This window comes from Sphingomonas metalli, assembly GCF_014641735.1.
GTDB classification, from domain to species: Bacteria; Pseudomonadota; Alphaproteobacteria; order Sphingomonadales; family Sphingomonadaceae; genus Sphingomonas; species Sphingomonas metalli.
The window spans coordinates 576241-599786 of record NZ_BMIH01000001.1; the positions used below are offsets into that span (position 1 = coordinate 576241).

The 23546-nt window shown below is 69.3% G+C and carries 18 protein-coding genes; 6 read left to right on the plus strand and 12 right to left on the minus strand.

The window, feature by feature from the left end; all coding sequences use genetic code 11:
- Positions 1-4: 4 nt before the first annotated feature.
- On the minus strand, positions 5-244 hold the full coding sequence (locus tag IEX18_RS03040; RefSeq protein WP_188657166.1) for a helix-turn-helix domain-containing protein: 240 nt from the start codon (positions 242-244) through the stop codon (positions 5-7).
- Between the two features lie 275 nt (positions 245-519).
- Between IEX18_RS03040 and IEX18_RS03045 the strand changes: the two genes are divergently transcribed.
- Together IEX18_RS03045 and IEX18_RS03050 are read left to right on the plus strand one after the other, a co-directional pair.
- Positions 520-1866: a GntP family permease gene (locus IEX18_RS03045; RefSeq protein ID WP_188657814.1), complete on the plus strand. Its 1347-nt coding sequence runs from the start codon at positions 520-522 to the stop codon at positions 1864-1866.
- Between the two features lie 21 nt (positions 1867-1887).
- Positions 1888-2565, plus strand: a complete 678-nt coding sequence (locus IEX18_RS03050) for a FadR/GntR family transcriptional regulator (RefSeq protein ID WP_188657167.1) — start codon at positions 1888-1890, stop codon at positions 2563-2565.
- 187 nt (positions 2566-2752) lie between these two features.
- Here the strand turns inward: IEX18_RS03050 and IEX18_RS03055 are convergent, their stop codons facing one another.
- On the minus strand, positions 2753-3262 hold the full coding sequence (locus tag IEX18_RS03055; RefSeq protein WP_373284518.1) for a gluconokinase: 510 nt from the start codon (positions 3260-3262) through the stop codon (positions 2753-2755).
- A gap of 206 nt (positions 3263-3468) precedes the next feature.
- On the opposite strand from IEX18_RS03055, the gene IEX18_RS03060 reads away from it, so the two are divergent.
- The 4 genes from IEX18_RS03060 to mgrA all read left to right on the plus strand — a co-directional run bounded on the left by IEX18_RS03060 (position 3469) and on the right by mgrA (position 11862).
- Positions 3469-6525: a glycosyl hydrolase family 28-related protein gene (locus tag IEX18_RS03060; protein ID WP_188657168.1), complete on the plus strand. Its 3057-nt coding sequence runs from the start codon at positions 3469-3471 to the stop codon at positions 6523-6525.
- Between the two features lie 119 nt (positions 6526-6644).
- Positions 6645-9707 (plus strand): TonB-dependent receptor domain-containing protein, encoded by a 3063-nt coding sequence (locus IEX18_RS03065; protein ID WP_373284524.1) that lies wholly within the window; start codon positions 6645-6647, stop codon positions 9705-9707.
- A 124-nt stretch (positions 9708-9831) separates the two neighbouring features.
- Positions 9832-10692 (plus strand): NAD(P)-dependent oxidoreductase, encoded by an 861-nt coding sequence (locus tag IEX18_RS03070; protein WP_188657169.1) that lies wholly within the window; start codon positions 9832-9834, stop codon positions 10690-10692.
- An 81-nt stretch (positions 10693-10773) separates the two neighbouring features.
- The gene (gene mgrA / locus IEX18_RS03075; protein WP_188657170.1) at positions 10774-11862 is read left to right on the plus strand and encodes an L-glyceraldehyde 3-phosphate reductase; all 1089 of its coding nucleotides are present in this window, start codon (positions 10774-10776) and stop codon (positions 11860-11862) included.
- Here mgrA and IEX18_RS03080 read toward each other — a convergent pair.
- The 10 genes from IEX18_RS03080 to IEX18_RS03125 form a co-directional block, all read right to left on the minus strand.
- Positions 11859-12464, minus strand: coding sequence for a hypothetical protein (locus IEX18_RS03080; protein ID WP_229664330.1), 606 nt, complete (start codon positions 12462-12464; stop codon positions 11859-11861). The genes mgrA and IEX18_RS03080 overlap by 4 nt on opposite strands.
- The gene (locus IEX18_RS03085; RefSeq protein ID WP_229664331.1) at positions 12464-13654 is read right to left on the minus strand and encodes a M48 family metallopeptidase; all 1191 of its coding nucleotides are present in this window, start codon (positions 13652-13654) and stop codon (positions 12464-12466) included. The genes IEX18_RS03080 and IEX18_RS03085 overlap by 1 nt, the downstream gene beginning before the upstream one ends.
- A complete protein-coding gene (locus tag IEX18_RS03090) occupies positions 13654-14391 on the minus strand; it encodes a hypothetical protein (RefSeq protein ID WP_188657171.1) in 738 nt (245 codons plus the stop codon). The genes IEX18_RS03085 and IEX18_RS03090 overlap by 1 nt, the downstream gene beginning before the upstream one ends.
- 212 nt (positions 14392-14603) lie before the next feature.
- Positions 14604-15290, minus strand: a complete 687-nt coding sequence (locus IEX18_RS03095) for a response regulator transcription factor (protein ID WP_188657172.1) — start codon at positions 15288-15290, stop codon at positions 14604-14606.
- Complete coding sequence (locus tag IEX18_RS03100) at positions 15290-17959, minus strand: DUF4118 domain-containing protein (RefSeq protein ID WP_188657173.1); 2670 nt, start codon at positions 17957-17959, stop codon at positions 15290-15292. The genes IEX18_RS03095 and IEX18_RS03100 overlap by 1 nt, the downstream gene beginning before the upstream one ends.
- On the minus strand, positions 17959-18531 hold the full coding sequence (kdpC, locus tag IEX18_RS03105; RefSeq protein ID WP_188657174.1) for a potassium-transporting ATPase subunit KdpC: 573 nt from the start codon (positions 18529-18531) through the stop codon (positions 17959-17961). The genes IEX18_RS03100 and kdpC overlap by 1 nt, the downstream gene beginning before the upstream one ends.
- A 43-nt stretch (positions 18532-18574) precedes the next feature.
- The gene (gene kdpB, locus IEX18_RS03110) at positions 18575-20608 is read right to left on the minus strand and encodes a potassium-transporting ATPase subunit KdpB (RefSeq protein ID WP_188657819.1); all 2034 of its coding nucleotides are present in this window, start codon (positions 20606-20608) and stop codon (positions 18575-18577) included.
- Positions 20609-20620: 12 nt separating this feature from the next.
- Complete coding sequence (kdpA, locus tag IEX18_RS03115; RefSeq protein ID WP_188657175.1) at positions 20621-22324, minus strand: potassium-transporting ATPase subunit KdpA; 1704 nt, start codon at positions 22322-22324, stop codon at positions 20621-20623.
- A gap of 13 nt (positions 22325-22337) precedes the next feature.
- Positions 22338-22427, minus strand: a complete 90-nt coding sequence (kdpF, locus tag IEX18_RS03120) for a K(+)-transporting ATPase subunit F (protein ID WP_037531783.1) — start codon at positions 22425-22427, stop codon at positions 22338-22340.
- A gap of 113 nt (positions 22428-22540) precedes the next feature.
- Positions 22541-23407, minus strand: a complete 867-nt coding sequence (locus IEX18_RS03125) for a TorF family putative porin (RefSeq protein ID WP_188657176.1) — start codon at positions 23405-23407, stop codon at positions 22541-22543.
- Between the last annotated feature and the right edge of the window lie 139 nt (positions 23408-23546).

Here is a 23546-nt window from a genome sequence, read left to right on the forward strand (position 1 = left end):
CCGGTCAGATCTGCAAGGCTTGCGCCGCGATCGCGACCTGAGTGCGGTTGCGCACGTTCAGCTTGCGCATCAGCGCGGTCATGTGCGCCTTCACCGTCGCCTCGGCGATGCCGAGTTCATAGGCGATCTGCTTGTTGAGCTGCCCGCTATGCACGCCGCGCAACACCTTCATCTGGGTGGGCGTCAGCTGTACGAGCGGCGATACGGGTCCACCGGCGGGGGCGGTTTCCACGGTCGCTTCCATCATCATCCTCCTCTGGTCGGCCATGCCGTGCGACCGTGCGGCGAGGACCGCCGATGATCGCCTGTCCTCCGATCGCCTTGAGCCGGATTCGGTTGGACAGCTTTAGTCTATGCGCGCTGTTTTCATTGGCAATCAAGGCTTTTTCTTGCGGTTCTGCAAAAATCTGTCGTACAGCTATGCACAATATCGGCAGGCGAAGGCGTCGCCGATCCATGGGAGGGAGTGCCGATGCAGACAGCGCGGACCTGGGGTCGTTCGGCATGGGGGCACAGGCCGTGACCGGCGACGACCTGCGGCTGGTCGGTGCGGCGCTCGCCGGCATCCTGCTCGCCGTGCTGATGATCGTGCGCGGGCGGCTCCATCCCTTTATCGGCCTGCTTTGCGGCGCATTCACGGTCGGGCTGCTCGCCGGGCTGCCGCTGCCCGATATCGCCAAGGCGGTGCAGAAGGGCGTCGGCGACATCATCGGCGGCACCGGGTTCGTCGTGGCGCTGGGCCTGTCGCTGGGCGCCATGCTGCACCTGTCTGGTGCCGCCGCCTCGCTGGCGCGGGGCGCGCTGTCGCTGACCGGCGTGCGGGCCGCGCCCTGGGCGACGCTGGGCATCGCGATCGTCATCGGCCTGCCGCTGTTCTTCGAGACCGGGCTGGTCCTGCTCCTGCCCATCGTGGTCGCCGCGGCGGAGGCGATGGGGGGCACCGATGACGCGGCGCGCGACGCCGCGAAGCTGCGGCTGATCATGCCGGCGCTGGCTGGACTGGGCGTCGTCCATGCGCTGGTGCCGCCGCATCCCGGACCGCTGCTGGCGGTCGAGGCGCTGGGTGCCAATCTGGGGCTGACGATGCTCTACGGCATCATCATCGCCATCCCCACCGCGATCCTGGCCGGACCGGTGCTGGCGAAGGTGACGACGCGGGGCGTCCGGCTCGCGCCGCCGGTGCTGGGCGATCATGCGCTCGGCATCGCGACACCGCCGCGCGCGCTGGCGCTGCTGATCGTGCTGCTCCCAGTGCTGCTGATCGCGACCGGCGAGCTGGCGCAGATGGCGCCCGGCCTGCGCGGCAGCGCGCCGCTGGTGGCGGCGAGCAACCCGGTCGTGGCGCTGCTCGTCACCAACCTCCTCGCCCTGCCCGTCCTGTTCGGCCGCCGGCTGCGCGAGTCGGCGATCCAGGACGCCGTGTGGCACGAGACGATGGGCGCGGCGGGCGCGATCCTGCTGGCGATCGGCGCGGGCGGCGCGCTGAAGCAGGTGCTGGTCAGCGCCGGCCTGTCGGACCTGCTCGCGCGCGTGGTGCTGATGTACGCGATCTCGCCGCTGTTGCTCGGCTGGCTGGTGGCGGTCGGCATCCGGCTGGCGGCGGGATCGGCGACGGTCGCCACGATCACCGCGGTCGGGGTGATGCCGGGCGTCGTCGCCAGCTCGGGCGTCTCGCCCGAACTCGTCGTGCTGGCGATCGGCGCCGGCTCGGTCTTCTTCAGCCATGTGAACGATCCCGGCTTCTGGCTGGTCAAGAGCTATGTCGGAACCAGCACCGCAGACACCTTCCGGACCTGGTCGCTGCTGGAAACGGCCATCTCGGTGGTCGGCCTGGCCATGGTGCTGGTGCTGAGCCATGTCATCTGACCGGGCCGGAGGGGACAGGCGATGAGCGAGGGACGGCTGGCGGAGCGGGCCTATACGGCGATCGTCCGCATCATCACCGACGAGGATCTCGCCGCCGGGGATCGCCTGCCCTCGGAGGCGCGGCTGGCCGAGATGTTCGGCATGTCCCGCACCATCGTGCGCGAGGCGCTGGCCCGGCTGGCGTCGGACGGGATCACCGAGGCGCGGCGGGGTGCGGGCTCCTATGTCAAGCGCCGGCCCTCCGCCCGTCTCGGCACGCACATGCCGATGGACGCGCTGGCGACGACGCTCGGCACCTACGAGGTGCGCTTCGTGCTGGAGGCGGAGGCGGCGCGGCTGGCGGCGCAGCGACGATCGCCGCAACAGCTCGAGGAGATCGAACAGCGGCTGGCGGCATTGCGCACGGCCCTGCTCTCCGCCGCGCCGGCGCATGACGAGGACTGGCTGCTCCATCGCGCAATCGCCGAGGCGACCGGCAATGCCGCCTTCCTGCCCGTGTTCGACCACCTCCAGGACGAGGTGCTCAAGATCCTGCGCGCCGGTGTCGACATCTCCCGCTCGCGCCCGCCCGAGGTGCTCGGCGCGATGATGGAGGAGCATGACGCGATCGTCGATGCGATCCGCGCGCAGGATGCCGACGGCGCCGCGCTGGCGATGCGCTGGCACCTGTCCCAGGGCCGCAAGCGGCTGATGCCGTGATCTATAGAGCAAGATGACTTGAGGTTAGCCCACCTCTTACCGTTCGCCCTGAGCGTAGTCGAAGGGCCTGAGACTCACCTGTGCTTCGACTTCGCTCAACACGAACGGGTCAATGTCGTGTAATTCAGCTGTAGATATGCCCATCCGGGTCGGACGGCCGGGCGATGCCCTCAGGCCGGTGTAGGTCCTAGACCGGCACCCCGTCCACCCATTCGAGCGCCTGACGGCACAAGGTGTCCGGCCTTTCTGCTGCGTCGAGCGTGATCGCCGGTTCGTCGGCGCCCGGCGGTTCGAGTGTCGCGAGCTGGCTGCCCAGCAGGCTGGGCGGCATATAGTGGCCGGCGCGCGATGCCATCCGGCGCGCGATCTCGTCGGCATCGGTGGCGAGCAGCACGAAGCGCAGCGGCACCGCCGACGCCGACGCGAGCCGCTCGCGATAGCTGCGCTTCAGCGCCGAACAGGCTGCCACCGCGATACCGTGCGCGGACGCAGCCTCGCCCAGGGCCGCACCTAGACGGTCGAGCCAGGGCCAGCGATCGGCGTCGGTCAGCGGATGGCCGCCCTCCATCTTCGCGACATTGGCGGCCGAGTGATAGTCGTCACCCTCCAGCACCGGGCAATCGAGCGCCGCGCCGAGCCGGGCGGACAGCGTCGACTTGCCCGATCCGCTGACGCCCATCACGACGATGCCCTGCACGCGTCGGGATCGCGCGCTCGGTCCGCCGGAATCGTCTCGTTCGCTGAGTGCCTGCACCATCCCTGTCCCTGCCGACCCGGTATGCAGCTATCCGTGCCACGCACCGGCTTGGCCATTACGACCTTTGTCGCAATCGTCGGCGGCCACAGGCGATCCTATCGCACGGGGCCAGGCCGATATTTTCCTGCGAGACGGAGTTGCCCGTGATGACCGCCAGCCCCCGGACATTTCGTGCGGGCCGCGCGCTCGCCATGGTGCTGCTCGCCGGCGCCGCGCTGCCCGCCCTCGCCGCCGGGCCGTCGCGCTCGGCCTTCACCGCCGCGCCCGTCGATCCGCGCGCGATCACCGTCGCCGCGCCGTGCGACGGGACGACGGACGCCACCGCCGCGATCCAGCAGGCGCTCGACGCCGCTGCCGGCCAGGGCGGCGGCGGCATCGTCTTCCTGCCCGCCGGCCGCTATCGCCTGGCCCGCAGCCTCTATGTCTGGCCGGGCGTGCGCCTGTTCGGGACCGGCCGGACCCGCCCCGTCTTCGTCCTCGCCCCTGCCACGCACGGCTTCCAGCGGGGCGTCGGCAGCATGATCGTCTTTACCGGCAACCGGCGCGCCGCACCCGGCGAGCCCGCCGCGCGACCCGTGCCGGTTCCGCCCCCGACCAGCGTACCCTTCGATCCGGGCATCGCCGATGCCAATTCCGGCACCTTCTACTCGGCGATGGCCAATGTCGATTTCGAGATCGGCGAGGGCAATCCGGCGGCGACCGCCGTCCGCTTCCACACCGCGCAGCACGCCTATCTCAGCCATATCGATTTCCGCCTGGGGTCGGCGCTGGCCGGCATCTATCAGGTCGGCAATTTGGGCATGGACCTGCGCTTCTATGGGGGGCGCTACGGCATCCTGACCGAGAAGCCGTCGCCGGCCTGGCCGTACACCCTGCTCGACTCGCTGTTCGAGGGACAGCGCGATGCCGCGATCCGCGAGCATGAGGCGGGACTGACGCTGGTCAACACCGTGTTCCGCAACGTGCCGGTCGGAGTGGAGATCGACCGCGGCTATGGCGACTGGCTGTTCGGCCGCGACGTCCGATTCGAGAATGTCGCGCGCGCCGGCGTGATCGTCAGCAACGAAGGCAATGCCTATACCCAGATCGGCTTCGACAATGCGGTGGCGAGCGGCACGCCGGTCTTCGCCCGCTTTCGCGACAGCGGGCGCGAGGTTGCAGGACCCGCGGCGCGCTACCGCGTGCGCGCCTTCACCTATGGGCTGACGCTGCCGGGTCTGGGCACCCTCGGCACCTACGAAACGCGGATGGTGGCGAGCCCGCTTGCCGCCCTGCCCCGCGGCCCCGCTGCGGCGATCAGGGCGCTGCCGCCCGTCTCCGCCTGGGCGAATGTGCGCGACCTGGGCGTGCGCGGCGACAATGCGGCCGACGACACCGCGGCGCTCCAGCGCGCGATCGACACGCATCGCTTCCTCTATTTCCCCGCCGGCTTCTATCGCGTGTCCGACACCTTGCGGCTGCGGCCCGACACCGTGCTGATCGGCCTCCACCCCAGCCTGACCCAGATCGTGCTGGCCGAGGACAGCCCGCTCTATCGCGGGATCGGCAGTCCGCGCGGGTTGATCGAGAGCGCGAAGGGCGGCGGCGCGATCGTTTCCGGACTGGGGCTGTTCACCGGCGGCCGCAACCCGCGCGCGACCGCGCTGCTCTGGCGCGCCGGCGCCCAGTCGCTGGTCGACGACGTCAAGTTCCAGGGCGGGCACGGCACCTTCCTCGCGGACGGCAGCCGGCTGGAGCCGTACAACGCCGACCACAGCGCCGATCCCGACCCGGGCAAGCGCTGGGACGGGCAGTTCGCCAGCCTGTGGGTGACCGATGGCGGGGGCGGTACCTTCAACGGGCTGTGGACGCCGAACACCTACGCGGCGGCGGGCCTCCACGTCTCGAACACCGACACGCCGGGCCATGTCTACCAGATGTCGGCGGAGCATCACCGGCGGGCCGAGATCGTGCTGGACGGCGTGCGCAACTGGCAGTTCCTCGCGCCCCAGACCGAGGAGGAGGCGGGCGAGAGCCGCGACGCGGTGTCGCTGGAGGTGCGCAACTCGCGCGACATCCTGTTCGCCAACTATCACGGCTATCGCGTCACCCGCTCGCTCCAGCCTGCCCCTTCGGCGGTGGTGCTCTACGGGTCGAGCAACATCCGGTTCCGCAACGTCCATGTGAATGCCGAAAGCGGGTTCGCCACCTGCGACGCGAATGGCTGCGGCACCTATCTGCGGGCGAGCAAATACCCCTACGAGAATGCGATCACCGACGTGACCCGCGGCGCAGTCGTCCGCGAGCGGGAATTCGCCGTGCTCGATGTCACCGACGCGGCCCTGCCGGCGCCGACCGCGCCCCTCGCCCCCGTCAGGAAACTCGCCGACGCCTTCCACGCGCTGGGCGGCGGCGCGGTCGATGCCCGCGGCAAGCTCTACTTCGTCGACCGGCCGGCCCAGCGCATCCATGGCTGGACGGAGCAGGAAGGCCTGTCGGTCGTCGCCGACGCGCCGCTCGACCCGGTCAACCTTGCGGTCGACCGTTCGGGGCGGCTGCTGGTCCTGTCCTCGGCGGGCGCGGCGGCGACGGTCTACAGCCTCGACCCGGCTCGCCCGCAGGCCATCGAGACGATCGCGCCGACGCCGGCCGCGGCCCGCGGGACGGGGATCCTCGCGGTGCCGGGCAGCTTCTGGAACAATGGCGAGTTTCGCGACCAATATGATCCCGCCCGCGACCGGTTCACCACGCTGGCGGAAATGTTCGCGCGCGATGCCGCGCAGCCCAAGGCGCAGCTCTACGTCTCGCCCGACGGCAGCATCGCGCTGCCCGCCTTCCGCGTCTGGCAGCAGGGGCCGGCGGATCACACCGGCTGGCGCTTCTCCGACACACTCGACACCTATGGCTTCGTGACCGGACGGATCGGCGAGCGCATTTACGTCGCCAACGGCTCGGAAGACCGTACCTATAGCGCCCTGCTCGGCGCGGGCGGCGCGCTGACCGACCTCAAGCCCTTCGCAGCGCGCGGCGGCGAGAGCGTGGCGACCGGTCCGGACGGGCGGGTCTATGTCGCGAACGGACAAGTCTTCGTCTATGCGCCCGATGGTCGCGAGCTGGGCCGGATCGACGTTCCGCAGCGGCCGCTGCAGCTGCTGTTCGGCGGTGCGGACGGGCGGACCCTGTTCATCCTGTCGCATCACGCCCTCTTCAGCGCACGCCCGTGATGCTCGCGACTTTGGTCGTAGATGCTCCGCCGACCCGCTTGGAGTAGACTGCACAGCGTTCGACCGGGGGCACCAGCCCGAATGAACGGCGCGGGCCCGGAACGATAAGGGGATGGATGATGGATAAGGCCAAGCGCAACCGCGGCTCTCGCACCCGCCTGTTTGATAACGTTACCAGCCTTGCCGTGCTGGCCGCGGCGATCGCGGCGATGCCGGCTTGGGCGCAGACGACGCAGCCCCAGGATCAGGCCGCGACCCAGGCAGACCTGCCCGATTCCACCCGCACCGCCGATCCCGCCGCCCCCGATCGGCTGGTGCGCCCGGGTTCGACCACCGACGGTGCGGCCGAGGGTCAGGAGACCGGCGCCTCGGCGTCCGACATCGTCGTCACCGGCACGCGCATCACCGCCACCGGCTTCACCGCACCGACTCCGACGACGGTGATCGGCGAGGACCAGATCCTCAAGAACGCCCAGCCCAACATCTTCAATACGGTCGCGCAGCTGCCTTCGCTCCAGGGTTCGACCGGCGCGGCGACGGGCACGTTCAGCACGTCGAGCGGCCAGCAGGGCCTCAGCTCCTTCTCGCTGCGCGGCCTCGGCACGATCCGCACCCTGACCCTGCTCGACGGCCAGCGCGTGGTCGGCGCGAACGTCACCGGCGTGCCCGACATCAGCCAGTTTCCCCAATTGCTGATCAAGCGGGTCGACATCGTCACCGGCGGCGCCTCGGCCTCCTATGGCTCCGATGCGGTCGGCGGCGTCATCAACTTCGTCACCGATACCCGCTTCACCGGGATCAAGGGCAACCTCCAGTCCGGCGTCACCACCTATGGCGATGGCGGGCAGGTGCTGGCGCAGCTGGCGGTCGGCAAGGCCTTTGCGGACGACAAGCTCCACGTCATCCTCAGCGGCGAATATGCCCATGACGAGGGCGTCGGCCCGGGCAATTTCGGCGAGGACCTCGCCGGCAGCCGCGACTGGTACCGGGCGACGACGCTGGTCGATACCGGCATCCGCAACAACGGCAATCCGCAATTCCTCTACCGCGATCACGGCCAGGCCTACCAGTACACCAAATACGGCCTGATCAGTTCCGGCCCGCTTCAGGGCATCGCCTTCAATGCGGACGGCGTGCCGTTCGCCTTCAACTACGGTTCGAACGGCGTGCCGGCGAAGAACGCCGCCGGCAACGTCATCGGCTGCTATGTCGGCTTCTGCGTCGGCGGCGACCAGTCGGGCCATGTCGGCTCGGGCACCTCGCTCCAGTCGGCGCTCCAGCGCGTCAACGGCTATACGCGCATCGGCTACGACATCGCGCCCGACATGGAATTCTACGTCACCGCGAACGTCGCCCAGGTGAAGACCAGCAACCAGCCGAACCCCGGTGCGTCACGCACCGGCCTCGTGATCCAGTGCGCCAACCCCTATCTGCCGACCACGATCAGCCAGGCCTGCGCGCAGAACGGCATCACCCAGTTCACCTACGGCCTCAGCAACGCGATCCTGCCGAACATCAAGGTCAACACCGATCGCCGCCAGTATCGCTTCGTCGCCGGCCTGAAGGGCAAGGCCGATCTGGCCGGTACGTCCTGGACCTATGACGCCTATTACGAACACGGCATCAACATCACCGACATCAATGTCGACAACATCATCCTGAACCGGCGATACGACCAGGCGATCAACGCGACGCGGATCAACGGGCAGATCGTCTGCGCCGATGCCACCGCGCGGGCCGGCGGATGCCAGCCGATCAACATCTTCGGGGCCTTCACCCCCTCGGCCGGCGCGCTGACCTACATCGCCCCGGACAAGGGCCCGTTCCAACATACCAAGCAGACGCAGGACGCGGCGGCGGGCAGCATCTCCGGTACGCCGATCGACCTGTGGGCAGGGCCGCTCGCGGTCGCCGCAGGGCTCGAATACCGCCGCGAATTCTACCGGGTGAATGCCGACCCCTATGGCGCGGGCGTGTCGTCCATCAGCCCGAATTCGACCGACTATCCGGCCGATCCGGTTCTGCTGCCGGCCGGCAACAACTGGTATGCCGGCAACTACAAGAACGGCCGCGGCCAATATCATGTGCTCGAAAGCTTTCTCGAGCTCAACCTGCCCCTGATCGACTCCAAGGCAGCGGGCCGCGCCAATCTGAACCTGGCCGGTCGCGCCACCCGTTACTCGACCTCGGGCCTGGTCTATTCGTGGAAGGTCGGCGGCACCTACGACACGCCGCTCGACGGGATCCGCCTGCGTGCCGTCACCTCGCGCGACGTGCGTGCGCCCAACCTCTCGGAACTGTTCGCCGCGCCGACCACCACCACGGTGCCCAACTTCACCGATCCGTTCCGTAACACCCAGGTGCTGATCATCCAGAATTCGATCGGCAATCCCAATCTGCGCCCGGAAATCGCGCGCAGCACCGAGGCGGGGATCGTCCTGGCGCGGCCCAGCTGGCTGCCGGGCCTCAGCGTGTCGTTCGACTATTACAAGATCAAGGTCGACGACGTCGTCTCCAGCCTGTCGGCGGCGCAGATCGTCAACCTCTGCTTCCAGGGCAACACGGAGACCTGCGGCGCCTTCAACCTGCAGAACACCGCCGGACCGAACTTCGTCAACGTCCAGGCCTTCAACGTCGCCTCGATCAAGACCGACGGCTTCGACATCGAGGCGAGCTACCAGATGCGCAACCCGCTCGGGCTCGGCGGCAACTTCACCGTGCGGGCGCTGGCGACGCACGTCATCAAGTTCGTGACCGACCTGGGCCTGCCCGGCACCATTCCGATCGACAGCGCCGGTGCGAACAGCGGCGCGATCCCCGACTGGAAGTGGCTGGCGATCGAAAGCTACGACACCGACCGGTTCAGCCTGACGCTCCAGCAGCGCTGGTTCAGCGACGGCGTGATCGGCAATCAGTATGTCGTGTGCGCCCCCGGCACCTGCCCCGTCTCGACCGCGAACAATCCGACGATCGACTATAACCGGATGAAGGGCGCCTTCTACTTCGACATCGGCGGATCGATCAACGTGACCCGGCAGGTCAGCATGTTCTTCAAGGTCGACAATCTGTTCGACCATGATCCGGAACCTTCGCCGCAGACCAATACCGGGCTCGACGTCAACCCGGCGCTCTACGACACGCTCGGACGCTTCTACCGGATCGGCATCCGCGGCCGCTTCTGACCGCAAGGTCTTACCTGCCCCCACCTTCCGGCGTCGGTCGCTCGCGCGACCGACGCCGTCTTGTCGTCCGGCACCTGCCGCCGCGGCGTGCGTTCAGGCGGTGGTGGAGCAGGCAAGGCAAGGCATGAAGATCGGATTTCTGGGGCTGGGCCAGATGGGCCGCGGCATGGCGGCGAACCTCGTCAGGGCGGGGCATGAGGTGACGGTGTGGAACCGCTCGCCCGGCAAGGCCGACGATCTCGTCTCGCTCGGAGCGACGTTGGCGAAACGGCCGGTCGACGCGGCGGGGGGCGAGGTCGTCCTCTCGATGCTGGCCGACGACGCGGCGGTGGAAGCGGTCGTCTATGGCGCGGGCGGGATCGCGGGGGCGCCGGCGCTGCATGTCGGCCACAGCACGATCGGAATCGCGCTCGCCGATCGGCTGGCTGCGGACGCGGGCGAGGACCGCTATGTCTCCGCCCCCGTCTTCGGTCGCCCGCCGGCCGCCGAAGCGGGCAAGCTGTTCGTCGTCGCCGCCGGCAGCGGCGTCGCGCTCGACCGGTGCGAGCCTCTTTTCGAGGCGATCGGCCAGCGCAGCTTCCGCGTCGGCGAGGCGCCCTCGGCCGCCAATCTGGTCAAGCTGAGCGGCAATTTCATGATCATGGCCGCGGTCGAGGCGATGGCGGAGGCGATGACACTGGCCGAGAAAGGCGGCGTGCCGCGCGGCACGCTGCTGGAGGTCTTGACGGGGACGCTGTTCGGCGCGCCCATCTACCAGACCTATGGCGACATCCTCCTCGAAGACCGGTTCCGGCCTGCCGGATTCGCGGCGCCGCTCGGCCTGAAGGACATGACGCTGGCGGATGCCGCGGCAACCCGTCTCGGCGCGTCCATGCCGGTGCTCGGCATCGTCCGCGACCATCTGCGCGCGCTGATCGCGGCGGAGGGACCCGATATCGACTGGGCCGCCGTCGCGCTGTCGGTCCGGCGGGGAGCAGGCTTGTAAGACGGCCGGACGTTTGGCTCTCGCACACAAGCAATCGCCAGCTATATCAGCGCCCTACCTGATCACCCCCGGAGACCTGCCATGGCCGCCAGCCTTCCCTACACGCCCGATCCCGCGCGCTATGACGGGCGCATGCCCTATCGACGCACCGGCCGCAGCGGGCTGCGGCTGCCGGCGATCAGCCTGGGCCTGTGGCAGAATTTCGGCGGCACCGACGTCTTCGAGACAGGCCGGGCGATTCTGCGCCGCGCCTTCGACCGCGGCGTCACGCATTTCGATCTCGCGAACAATTACGGGCCGCCGTACGGTTCGGCGGAAGAGAATTTCGGCCGGGTGCTCGCAACCGACTTCGCCGCGCACCGCGACGAACTGATCATCTCGACCAAGGCGGGGTGGGACATGTGGCCGGGGCCGTATGGCCAGATCGGGTCCTCGCGGAAATACCTGATCGCCAGTTGCGAGCAGAGCCTGACGCGGATGGGGCTCGATTATGTCGACATCTTCTATTCGCACCGCGTCGATCCCGACACACCGCTGGAAGAGACGATGGGCGCGCTCGTCCAGCTGCATCGCCAGGGCAAGGCGCTCTATGTCGGCATCTCGTCCTACGAACCGGGCCTGACGCGGCAGGCGGCGGCGATCCTGGCGGCGGAAAAGGTGCCGCTCTTCATCCACCAGCCGAGCTATTCGATCCTGAACCGGTGGATCGAGCGCGACCTGCTCGATGTGCTCGACGATCTGGGTACCGGTTGCATCGCCTTCTCTCCCCTGGCGCAGGGCATGCTGACGAACAAATATTTGGGCGGGGTGCCGGCCGACACCCGTGCGACCCGCGGCGGTTCGCTGTCGCAATCGCTGCTGACCGACCAGAATCTCGGGGCGATCCGCACGCTCAACGCCATCGCCGAGAGGCGCGGCCAGACGTTGGCCCAGATGGCGATCGCCTGGGTCCTGCGCGATCCGCGCGTCACGTCGGCGCTGATCGGCGCGCGCACGGTGGAGCAGCTCGACGATGCGCTGGATGCGGTCGGGACGCTCGACTTTTCGGCCGAAGAATTGGCCGCGATCGATAGCGCCGCGGCCGATGGCGGGATCAACATCTGGTCGGGCTCGTCGGACATCACCGCCCTGCCGGCGGCGCAGGGTGTGCCCCGCCCGACCAAGGGCTAACGCAGGCGCGCGGCCTCGACGAGCGCATGAAAGTCCGGCAGCGACCGATCGTAATAGTAGAGGCGCGGCCCGGCGAAAGTCGCCATGTACAGCCGCCCGTCGATGATCGTCGCCCGCGCCTCGCCGCGACGGGGCAGTTCGTCCTCCTCGACATAGTCGAAGGTGAAGCGGATACCGTCGTGCCCGAGAAAGCTCTCGGGCGTAGCGCCGGTCACATGGAAGGTGGCGATCATCCTGCGTGCGCGATAGGTGCCCTCCAGCAGCTCGGGAATGTCGGCGAGCAGGGTCTGGCGGCGGAATTTGGGAAGAGGAAGCCGCTTCTTGCTGATCTCCCGGACCAGCGGCATTTCCGCTTCGATCCCGGCGTAGAAGGTGACGGCGTTGAGGTCTTCGCCGTCGAGCGTCCAGACTTCCACCATCTTGCCGGGCGATACGCCCAGGCTATTCCAGTCGCGACCGGGCGTGATCGTGAGGTTCGATCCCGCGATCGGGACCGCCTCGCCCCGGCCGCGAAGCGCGTTGCCGGCATGGCCCGGCGAGATCGCGATGGCGGCGACGGCCAGTGCCGCGAACAGCCGCCTTGTGGGTAAGCGCCGCATCATCAGGGTTCCTTGGCCAGCATGGCGATCGTCGCGGCATCGGGGGCGTCCGGGCGGAGCGCCAGATAGCGGCCGAGCGCCGCCTGGCCCTCGACGCGCCGACCCGTCTTGATCAGCGAAAGGCCGAGGCCGCGCTGCGCGTCCGCCAATTGCGGGTCGAGCGCCACCGCCTTCGCGTAGAAATCGGTCGCCGCGACCAGATCGCGCGGATTGCCGCGCAGGCGATAGAGGTCGCCCCGCGCCAGCCAGAGCGGCGCGGTCCAGCCGCCCTCGGCCAGATGCTCGATGACATAGGCGCTGGCGCCGAAATCGTTGAGCCTGATCTGATCGTCGAGCCACTGTGGCAGGAAGGGCGCCATCGCACTGGCATAGCGTGCCGCGCCGTCGTCGCGGCCGATTCCTTCGAGCGCCGCGAGGGCCGCCAGCGTGGCGGCGCGCTCGGCATTGGGCGGGTGCGAGTCGGCGAAGGCGATCGTGTCGTACCGTGGCTTGCGCAATCCCTTGGCCGCGGCGGACGCCAGCCCCTCGGCGATCGCATGCTGCCAGACTTCGGATGCCACCTGAGGCCGGAGCCGACCGGCATTGAGATAGCCGATGCTGATCCGGTCCGCCTCCCGCTCGGTATCACGACCGTAGCGAAAATAATGGCCCAGCACGGAATAGCGCAGGTCGCCGAACATCCTGCGGGTATCGCGGCCGGGATACATGGCCGCCAGCAGGCCCGCCCAGCTCAGCACATCGCTGGCACCGCGTTCCGCCTTGAACAGCTTGACGCTGTGGCGGCTTTGGAAATGGCCGAACTCATGGCCCAGCACGGTGGCCAGCTCGGCTTCGCTACGCATCCGCAGCAGCAGTCCGGAGAACACCCGCACCGTGCCGTTGGGCGCCATGCTCGCGTTGAAGATCGGCGTGCGGACGATGTACACGCGCGCCGCCTTGCAGCGCTCCGGCCCGACCGTTTCGCACAGCACGCCCTTGACATAGCCCGTCAGGGCCTCGTCGCGGATGACGCGCGGGGACGCGGTCAGCCGGCGCTCGTCCTCGTCGGCATCCTGCCAGATCCCGATCTCGTCCACGCCGTGCGGCTTGTAGAGTTCGGCATAGGTCGGCGGCAGTGTCTCCGCACCCGCCGTGATCGGCGCGAGCATGGCCGCCGCCACCCAGAGCCCGGACGATAGCCACAGCGGCGACATCAGCGCGCCGGAGCCGTATCCGGGTCCGGCTTGCTGCCCGGGAAACCTTGCAGCAGTTCGCGCACGCGCTTCTCTGCGCCGTCCGGCGTTCGCACGTCGCCGCCCATATGGGTATCGGCATTCAACCACAGCAGATCGCCGGTCTTCAGGTCGACCAGCCCGGCATAGCCGGTATGCACGCCCGACGAGATCGCGATGCGGGGGCCAAGCATCGCCACCACCTGCAAGAGCTTGCGGCCGGTCGAGCCGTAGGCGTCATAGTCGTAGATGAAGAGCGCGAAGTCGGCGTCTCGCGCGCCCGGCAGGTCGGCGACGCCGGGCCCAACCGACCAGTCGAACACATCGGCCTTGTTGTCGCGCTTCTTCGTCGGCAGGCGATTGCCCTTGAAGAATTGGTAGTTGACGACCGACGCGGAGACGGCCGCGAAAAGCGATCCATATTCCTCGGCGAGCCGGTTCGCGTCTCCATAGGCCTCGGGCGCGGCGACCACGCGATTGTCGAGCCTCTCCTGCACGTTCGCCAGCGCAACCGCGATGTTCCGGCGCGCCTCCTCCGTCCATGTCCCGTTCGCCTCGAACATGCCGCCGGTCGATTGCGCGCCGACCCGGATCGTCGGGCGCAGCAGCAGGATCGTCTTGCCGCGCAGCACGGCCGATCGCTCTTGCGCAGCTGCCGGCGAAACAAAGGGAGCGGCTGCCGCGAGGGCAACGGCGATGATCCAATGCCTGGCGAACATCGTTCCCCCGAAAGCCTTCGACCGACAGCGCCTTTGTGCCGTGCCGCCGCCCGCGCGCAACGCGACTCTTCCGGGCGATCGGGAAGTCGTTTCGGACCTGATCGGGCAAGCCCTTGTCGTTCCGGGCGATGTGCGTTGGGCGGCGCCTGGTGCGCCCCTTCTGCATGGCGCTCTAACGCGAGGCCTCCCGGCTGATGCCGGGATGATGAAGTCTACCCTTCCGCGCGCAAACGGTATCCCACGCCGAGTTCGTTGGCGATCACGCTGCCGACCGGTCCGGGCGCCTCCAGCTTCTGGCGAAGATTGCGGATGACGATCCGCAGATATTCGATACGCGGGTCCTCGTCCGCCGCCCAGCAGGCCGTCAGCAGCCGCTCGTGTGTCACCACCCGGCCAATATGGCGGGCGAGCACCCCCAGCACCTCGTGCTCCTTGCGGGTGAGATGCAACTCCTCCCCGCCCCGCGTCACGCGCCGCTGCTCCGTGTCGATGCTGAGTTCGCCGCGCCGGATGGTCCGCGGGGCGGGGTCGGACGCGCTCCGGTGCCGCAGCGCGACCCGCAGGCGCGCCAGCAGTTCCTCGGTATCGAAGGGCTTGGTGACGAAGTCGTCCGCGCCCAGATCCAGCGCGGCGACCTTCTCCTCGACCGCCTCGCGCGCCGATACGACCAGGATCACTGCCTCGCCTTGGCCGCGCAGCAGCGGGATCAGGCTCAACCCGTCCCGATCCGGCAGGCCCAGGTCGAGAAGCACGGCGTCGGGCCGCTCGGCTGCCGCCCCGCTTATCGCGCTCTTGCCGTCCCACGCCTCGGCGACCGCGTAGCCGGCATGGACCAGCGTATTGCGCAGCAGACGCCGGATCGCGCCGTCATCGTCGACCACCAGGATCTTGGCCGGCATCAGGACAGCCCCTCGGCAGGTAGGTCGCGCACGATCAGCGCGGGCGGGAAGACGAGCGTGAAGGCCGCGCCGCCCCCGCCCGCCCGGTTCGCCGCCTCGACCGACAGGCCCATCGCCTCGGCAAAGGCCTTGACGATCGCCAGACCCAGTCCCGTCCCGCCCACCGCGCGGTCTGACCCCTGAAGCCGGCGGAAGGTCTCGAACACTTCCGCCTCGCGGCCGGGCGGCAGGCCGCTGCCCCGATCAAGCACGGCGAGGCGGAGCTCGCCGTAGCGATGGCCTCCCTCGATCACGATCTCGGACCCCGGTTCGCCATAGAGGCCGGCATTGTCGAGCAGATTGAGCAGGCAATGGTGCAACAATTGCGGATCGGCGCGCACCAGCGGCAGGTCGGGCGGCACGTCGAGCCGGACATCATGCCCCTCCAGCGCTCGGCGCGCATCGTGCGCGGCGCCGGTCACCGCATCGCTGAGGTCGATCGCCTCGGTCCGGAGGCGCAATGCCCCGGCCTCCACCCGCGCCATGTCGAGCAGGTTCGACACGAAGCGGTTGAGCCGCGCTGCCTCGCTTTCGATCGTTCCGATCAGCGCGGGCGTCGCACCGTGCCGAAGCTGCGCGGCCGCCGCGATCACCGCCGTCAGCGGCGTGCGCAGGTCGTGGCTGACCGACGACAGCAGCGCCGCCCGCAATCGGTCGCGCATCCGCACCGCGTCGAGATCGCGCATCTCCGCCTGCAACCGCAATCGCTCCAGCACCAGCGCGGCCTGATCGACCAGGCTGGACAGGAGCGGCAGCTGGTCGGCGCGTACCGGCTGCCCCGCCGCCTCGCTGGCGACGCCCAACACCGCGAGCACGCGATCCCCCGCCCTGAGCGGCTGGAATAGCCATTCGGATGCGGTCAGCGTGCCCGAGCCCTTGCCTGCCGCACTGCCCGTATCGAAGGCCCAGCCGGCGGCCGCATGATCCATCGTGTCGAGCCGATAGGCGGGGTCGCTCGCGGCGAGGGTGCGCATCACGCCCCCCTCGCCCGCGCCGAGCAGCACGACCTGCACGCCCAGCAGGCGGCGCACGTCGTCGCAGATCATGCGCGCGGCGGCATCGGCATCGTTGACCCCGGCGATCTGGCGCAGGAAGCCCGCCAGCGTGGCATTGGTCCGCGCGCTCGCCGCGGCGAGGTCGGCCTGCGCCCGCACCCGTGCGGTCAGCTGGCTGGTCGCGATCGCCACCCCCAGCAGCACGAAGATGGAGACGACATTTTCGGGATTGCTGACGCTCAGCGTACCGACCGGCGGCAGGAAGAAGAAGTTGTAGACGAGGCTCGAGGCGAGGCCGGCGAACAGGCCGGTGCGCAGCCCGAACAGGCTCGCCGCGACCATCACCGGCAGCAGGTAGAGAAGCGCGACGTTCCCGAGGTCGAGGATGTGAAACAGCGCGCTCGCGATCGCGGTCACCGCCGCGACGAGCAGCGTCGTGACGCCATAGCCGGCGGGCGACCCCCAGCGCGCCGGGCGACGCGGCGCCTGGCCGCGCGGTGCCTTCACGGCCGGCACCGGCAGGACGTGGACGGTCACGTCGGGAGTATCGCGGACCAGCCGGTCGACGATCGATCCATGGCGCAGCTCGAACCAGCGCGAGCGGCGCGACTTGCCGAGCACCAGCTGTGTCGCGCGCGCATCGGCCAGGAAGGACTGTATGCCCTCCACCACGGTCGGTGCGGGGACGGTCGCCACTGCGGCCCCCAGCTGGGTCGCCAGCGTCATCGTCGCGGCGACCCGGGCGTGCTGCTCGTCGGTGAAGTGCGCGGCGCGCGGCGTCTCGATGAACAGGGCCGTCCAGGGTCCGCGCAGGCCGTCGGCGACACGCTTGGCCGCGCGCACGAGGATGTCCGCGCCCGGCAGCTCGTTGATCGCCACGACGATCCGGTCGCCGCCGGCCCAGGTGCCGCCCAGGCCGAGGGCGCGGACATCCTCCAGCATCCGCGCGTCGACCGCCTGCGCGGCGCGGCGCAGCGCCAGCTCGCGCAGCGCCGACAGGTTGGAGCGGGAGAAGAAATGCCCAAGCGCCCGGGTCGCCTCGTCGGGCAGGTATACCTTGCCGGCCTTGAGCCGCTCGATCAGCTCGTCGGGCGGAATGTCGACGACCTCGATCTCCGCCGCCTCCAGCACCGCATCCGGCACCGTTTCGCGCACGCGGATGCGGGTGAAGCTCGCCACCACGTCGTTGAGGCTCTCGACATGCTGGATATTGACGGTGGAGTAGACGTCGATCCCCGCAGCCAGCAGCTCCTCGACATCCTGAAAGCGCTTGGGATGGCGGCTGCCGGGCGCGTTGGTGTGCGCCAGCTCGTCGACGAGCACCAGCCGCGGTGCGCGCGCCAGCACCGCATCGAGGTCCATCTCGTGCAGCGTGCGCCCCTCATAGCGAACCGCGCGCCGGGCGATGATCTCGTGTCCGCGGACCAGCGCCTCCGTCTCCGCCCGGCCATGCGTCTCGACGACGCCGACCACCACGTCGACGCCGTCCCGCCGCCGCGCGGCGCCCTCCGCCAGCATCTCGTAGGTCTTGCCGACCCCCGGTGCCGCGCCCAGGAAGATCTTCAGCCGGCCGCGCCCCTCCTGCACCGCGGCGCGGAGCAGGGCATCGGGATCGGGGCGCTGGCCGTCCGCCATCAGCGGCCGAGGCCATCCAGCGCGCGATTGAGCGCCAGCAGGTTGACGTGCGGTTCGCCGAGCAGCGAGTCTTCGGTCGCGGCTTCGACCAGCGCGCGGACCCGGCCGACCGGCAGACCGCGCACCGCCGCGATCCGCGGTGCCTGCGCCAGAGCGGCGGCCGGCGACAGGTCCGGATCGAGTCCGGATCCGCTGGCGGTGACCAGATCGGCCGGCAGCGGCCCGGAGATCCCTTCCGCACGGCGAGCCGACACGTCGATGGTCACGCGCTCGATCAGCGCGCGGCTGGTCGGTCCCAGATTGGAGCCGGACGAGGCGAGCCCGTCATAGCCCTTCCCCGCCGCCGATGGCCGGGACCGGAAATAGCGGTCGCTGACGAAGGCTTGCCCGACCACGCTCGAACCGATCGCCCGGCCCGATCGGTCGCGGACCAGGCTGCCATTGGCCTGCGAGGGAAACAGCGTCTGTCCGATCCCGGTCATGGCGAGGGGATAGACGAGGCCGAGCAGGATCGCGAACAGGATCGTCATGACGATCGTCGGCCGCAGCGCCGTGATGATGTCGTTGTTCATGTCACACTCCCATTGTCCCCGCAGCGTCGGGGGACCCTGTTGTTCAGGCCAGCCCGATCCCGGTCACGGCGAGGTCGATCAGCTTGATCCCGATGAACGGCGCGACGAGACCGCCAAGGCCGTAGACCGCGAGGTTGCGCGCCAGCAGCGGCCCCGCCGCCATTGGCTTGTAGGCGACGCCCCGCAGCGCCAGCGGCACGAGCAGCGGGATGATCAGCGCGTTGAAGATGATCGCGCTGAGGATCGCCGATTGCGGCGTCGCCAGCCCCATGACGTTGAGGACGCCGAGACCCGGGTAGAGGGCGACGAACATCGCCGGGATGATCGCGAAATACTTGGCCACGTCGTTCGCCACCGAGAAGGTGGTCAGCGCGCCGCGGGTCATCAGCAACTGCTTGCCGAGCCCGACCACCTCGATCAGCTTGGTCGGATCGCTGTCGAGATCGACCATGTTGCCCGCCTCGCGCGCGGCCTGCGTGCCGGTATTCATCGCCACGCCGACATCGGCCTGGGCGAGCGCGGGCGCGTCGTTGGTGCCGTCCCCGCACATCGCCACCAGCCGGCCGCCGGTCTGCTCCTTGCGGATAAGCGCCAGTTTGTCCTCCGGCGTCGCCTGCGCGAGGAAGTCGTCGACGCCCGCCTCCGCCGCGATCGCGGCCGCGGTCAGCGGATTGTCGCCCGTGATCATCACCGTGCGGATGCCCATCGTCCGCAGCTCGCCGAACCGCTCGCGGATGCCGGCCTTCACCACGTCCTTCAGGAAGATCGCGCCGAGGAGGCGGCCGTCCTTCGCGACCGCCAGCGGCGTGCCGCCGGCGCGCGCGATCTCGTCGGTGATGCGGCGAAGCTCGGTCGCGGCCGCCGTCTCGCCCGAGCCGGCATTCGCCCGAAGGATCGAATCGACCGCTCCCTTCTGGATCAGCATGTCGCCGATGCGGACGCCGGATACGCGGGTCTGGGCGGTGAACGGGATGTTCTCGGCGCCCTCCGGCAGGGGCCGCTGCAAGCCGAAATGCTCGCGCGCCAGGACCACGATCGAGCGGCCCTCCGGCGTCTCGTCCGAAAGGCTCGCCAGCAGCGCCGCCTCCGCGAGCTCGGCATCGCTGGTGCCGCCGACGCTGCGGAACTCGCTGGCCTGACGGTCGCCGATCGTGATGGTGCCGGTCTTGTCGAGCAGCAAGACGTCGACGTCCCCCGCCGCCTCCACCGCGCGCCCCGATTTGGCGAGCACGTTGAAGCGGACGAGGCGATCCATGCCGGCGATGCCGATCGCCGACAGGAGCGCCGCGATCGTGGTCGGGATCAGGGTGATGAGCAGCGCCGCGAGGATCGCGACCGGGATGCTGCCGCCCGCATAGGACGCAAAGCCGGGGATGGTGGCGACCGCGATCAGGAAGATGATGGTCAGCCCGACGAGCAGGATCGTCAGGGCGACCTCGTTGGGCGTCTTTTGCCGCTCGGCGCCCTCGACCAGCGCGATCATCCGGTCGAGAAAGCCCTGGCCCGGCTCGGCCGTCACCTTCACGCGGATCGCGTCCGAGATGACGCGGGTGCCCGCGGTCACCGCCGAACGGTCTCCGCCCGCCTCGCGGATCACCGGCGCGCTCTCGCCCGTGATCGCGGCCTCGTTGACGCTGGCGACGCCCGCCACGACGTCGCCGTCGGAGGGGATCAGGTCGCCGGTCTCGACCAGCACGACGTCGCCAACCCTGAGCTGGCTGGCCGGGATCTCGTCGAACCGACCGCCCTCGCCCTTCAGCCGCTTGGCCACGAGCTCGGCCTTGGTCGCGCGCAGCGAGGCGGCCTGCGCCTTGCCGCGCCCCTCCGCCAGCGCCTCGGCGAAGGTGCCGAACAGCACGGTGAGCCACAGCCACAAAACGAGTTGCAGCTTGAAGCCGAGGGTCAGCCCGTCCTGCCCGGCGACGAGCAACAGGGTCAGCAGCGCGGCGACGGCGGCGGTGACGAACATCACCGGATTGCGGACCAGCGCACGGGGGTGGAGCTTCACGAAGGCGGCGCCGATCGCGGGCACGACGAGGTCGGCCGTGAACAGGCTCTTGGGAGCGGAATGTGCCATCATGGCCTCTCGTCAGAACAGTTGCCCGCGGATCATCGCGAGATGATCGGCGATGGGACCGAGCGCGAGGCTCGGCAGGAAGGTCAGCCCGCCCAGGATCAGGATGATGCCGACCAGCAGCCCGACCCACAGCCCGCCCGTCGTCGGGAAGGAGCCGGCGCTGGCGGGCGTGTGGGCCTTGGCGGCGAGGCTGCCGGCGATCGCGAGCATCGGCACGATGACGAAGAACCGCCCGATCCACATCGCCACGCCCAGCAGCCCGTCATAGAAGGGTGTCGCCGCGGTCAGCCCGGCAAAGGCCGAGCCGTTGTTCGCCACCGCGGAGGTGAAGGCGTAGAGGATCTCCGAAAAGCCGTGCGGTCCCTTGTTGAGCGGCCCCGCCAGCCCCGCCCCGGTCACCGATGCCAGGGCGGTGAAGCCCAGGATCACCAGTGGCAGCACCGCGATCGCGAGGACCGCCAGCTTCACCTCGCGGCTTTCGATCTTCTTGCCGACATATTCTGGCGTCCGCCCGACCATCAGCCCGGCGACGAAGACGGCGAGGATCGCGAAGAGGAGGAAGCCGTAGATGCCGGCGCCGACGCCGCCGATCACCACTTCGCCCAGCTGCATGTTGAACAGCGGGATCAGACCGCCGATCGCGGTGAAGCTGTCGTGCATCGCATTGACCGCCCCGCACGAGGCGGCGGTGGTGACCACCGAGAACAGGGCCGAGGCCGCGAGGCCGAAGCGCACCTCCTTGCCCTCCATGTTGCCGCCCGCGACGCCGAGCGCATGCAGCACGGGATTGCCGCCCGCTTCCGCGCCATAGGCGACCGCGGTGCCGGCGAGGAACAGGATCATCATCGCCGCCAGGATCGCCCAGCCCTGCCGCGGATTGCCGACCGCCTTGCCGAAGGTCCAGGTCAGCCCGACGCCGATCACGAAGATCGACAGCATCTGGATCAGGTTGGTCAGCGCGGACGGGTTCTCGAACGGATGGGCCGAATTGGCATTGAAGAACCCGCCGCCATTGGTGCCGAGCATCTTGATCGCCTCCTGGCTGGCGACCGGCCCCAGCGCCAGCGTCTGGCGGGCGCCCTCCAGCGTGGTCAGGTCGACCGATCCCGCCAGCGTCTGCGGCACGCCGCAGGCGATGTAGACGACCGTCAGCGCGATGCAGAGCGGCAGCAGCAGGTAGAGCGTGATCCGGGTCATGTCGGCCCAGAAATTGCCGATCGTCTTCGTCTCGCGCCGGGCGAAGCCGCGGAACAGCGCGAAGGCGAGCGCGATGCCCGTGGACGCCGACAGGAAGTTGTGGATCGTCAAGCCCAGCATCTGGCTGAGGTTCGACATGGTGCTCTCCCCGGCATAGCTCTGCCAGTTCGTGTTGGCGGTGAAGCTGATCGCGGTGTTGAACGCCAGATGCTCGCCCACCGCACCCAGCCGCTGCGGGTTGAGCGGCAGCACCGCCTGGAGCCGCAGCACGGCATAGGTGAAGACCATCAGCGCCGCGTTGAACAGCAGCATATGGACGGCGTAGCGCCGCCACCCCTGCTCCGCGTGGGGGCGGATGCCGGCAAGCGCGTAGAAGCCGCGCTCGACCGGCCCCAGCACGATGTGGAGCGGGGTACGCCGCCCCTCGTACAGGGCGAAGAGCCACAGCCCCATGGGCTTGGCGAGCGCCAGCAGGACGGCGGTGAAGCCGAGGATCAGGAACCATCCCTGAAAGGTCATCGTGCCGCCTCCTTCAGAAGCGTTCGGGGCGGATCAGCACCGCCACCAGATAGACGAGAAGGCCGAGCGCGGTCAGCGCCGCGAGCCAGAGGTCGAGGGTCATCGCGGCGGCTCCCTCATGCCTTGTCGCACAGGCGGACATAGGCGAGCGTCATCGCCCCCAGTCCCGCCATCACTGCGATCCAGATCGCGTCCTGCATCGGTCGGTCCTCCTGCTCAGAAGGCCGCGGTCAGCGAGGCGAGGACGGTCGCGCCGGCGATGCTGCCGATGCCGTCCTGCCCCTTGCTGAAGCTCGGCTGGAGATAGGCCGCCTCGCGGCGGGAAATGTCGGTGTCGACATAGCTGAGGGTGAAGGTCAGGTTGCGGTAGGCGATGTCCGCGCCCAGCGACCAGTCCCAGTAGCGCCCGGTCGGCGCCACCGCGGTGGCGTTGGGTCCCAGCCCGTTTTGCCCCCGGCTGTGCCCGATATGCGCCTTGGCGGTGACCGGCGTCCCCGCCACCGCCAGCGCGCCGTCGCCCCACAGATAGAGGTTGTCGTCCTTGGCCCCCGGACGGTCGTAGACCCCGGCGGCCGCGGCCGCGCCGTCGTCGTACCATTTACCGATCGCCTGCTGCCGGGGTGCATAGGCGGCCCCGGCGGTCAGCGTCGCCGGTCCGGTCGTTCCGGTCAGCTTGACATAGGGCTCCGCGAAGTCCGTCTTCGCCGCGCCGCCGGGATAGACGTACCAGGTCAGCCCGACGTCGAGCGTCGCACCCCGGCCGATCGCGGTGCGATAGCCACCGATCAGGTCCAGCTCCAGATTGGCGCCGCCGAACGTGCCCCAGCCGGCGAGGTTCGAGGCCCAGACGCCGACATAGGGGCCATCGACATGCGCGACGGTGATGCCGCCCTGCACCGCCATCTGCCGGTCGGTCTGCGACACGCCGCGAAAGCGATAGTCCGAGGCGACCGCGACCGAGCCGCTGACGGTCACCGCCGGCGGCTGCGCGGCGTCGCCGGCCCGCGTCTCTTCCGGCTCCGCCAGCGCCCCGCCCGGCAGGACGGCCAGCGCCGCCGCCACAATCCCGTATCGTACCGTCATCCCCGATGGTCCTCGTGCGGCGTTCCGTCACCCGACGACGCCTTCAAGGATGCGCGATTAGGCCCCTGCGACATAGCAATTCGAGATCGATTCCCGACTTTCGCATAGTGCGCGCATAGTGCTGTGCCGCTAAGCCATG

Excerpts from the sequence above, each read along its gene's own strand:
- IEX18_RS03040 (WP_188657166.1), bottom strand. The coding sequence starts at position 244 with ATGGAAGCGACCGTGGAAACCGCCCCCGCCGGTGGACCCGTATCGCCG.
- IEX18_RS03050 (WP_188657167.1), top strand. The coding sequence starts at position 1,888 with ATGAGCGAGGGACGGCTGGCGGAGCGGGCCTATACGGCGATCGTCCGC.
- IEX18_RS03060 (WP_188657168.1), top strand. The coding sequence starts at position 3,469 with ATGACCGCCAGCCCCCGGACATTTCGTGCGGGCCGCGCGCTCGCCATG.
- IEX18_RS03065 (WP_373284524.1), top strand. The coding sequence starts at position 6,645 with ATGGATAAGGCCAAGCGCAACCGCGGCTCTCGCACCCGCCTGTTTGAT.
- IEX18_RS03070 (WP_188657169.1), top strand. The coding sequence starts at position 9,832 with ATGAAGATCGGATTTCTGGGGCTGGGCCAGATGGGCCGCGGCATGGCG.
- mgrA (WP_188657170.1), top strand. The coding sequence starts at position 10,774 with ATGGCCGCCAGCCTTCCCTACACGCCCGATCCCGCGCGCTATGACGGG.
- IEX18_RS03080 (WP_229664330.1), bottom strand. The coding sequence starts at position 12,464 with ATGATGCGGCGCTTACCCACAAGGCGGCTGTTCGCGGCACTGGCCGTC.
- IEX18_RS03085 (WP_229664331.1), bottom strand. The coding sequence starts at position 13,654 with ATGTCGCCGCTGTGGCTATCGTCCGGGCTCTGGGTGGCGGCGGCCATG.
- IEX18_RS03090 (WP_188657171.1), bottom strand. The coding sequence starts at position 14,391 with ATGTTCGCCAGGCATTGGATCATCGCCGTTGCCCTCGCGGCAGCCGCT.
- IEX18_RS03095 (WP_188657172.1), bottom strand. The coding sequence starts at position 15,290 with ATGCCGGCCAAGATCCTGGTGGTCGACGATGACGGCGCGATCCGGCGT.
- IEX18_RS03100 (WP_188657173.1), bottom strand. The coding sequence starts at position 17,959 with ATGGCGGACGGCCAGCGCCCCGATCCCGATGCCCTGCTCCGCGCCGCG.
- kdpC (WP_188657174.1), bottom strand. The coding sequence starts at position 18,531 with ATGAACAACGACATCATCACGGCGCTGCGGCCGACGATCGTCATGACG.
- kdpB (WP_188657819.1), bottom strand. The coding sequence starts at position 20,608 with ATGGCACATTCCGCTCCCAAGAGCCTGTTCACGGCCGACCTCGTCGTG.
- kdpA (WP_188657175.1), bottom strand. The coding sequence starts at position 22,324 with ATGACCTTTCAGGGATGGTTCCTGATCCTCGGCTTCACCGCCGTCCTG.
- kdpF (WP_037531783.1), bottom strand. The coding sequence starts at position 22,427 with ATGACCCTCGACCTCTGGCTCGCGGCGCTGACCGCGCTCGGCCTTCTC.
- IEX18_RS03125 (WP_188657176.1), bottom strand. The coding sequence starts at position 23,407 with ATGACGGTACGATACGGGATTGTGGCGGCGGCGCTGGCCGTCCTGCCG.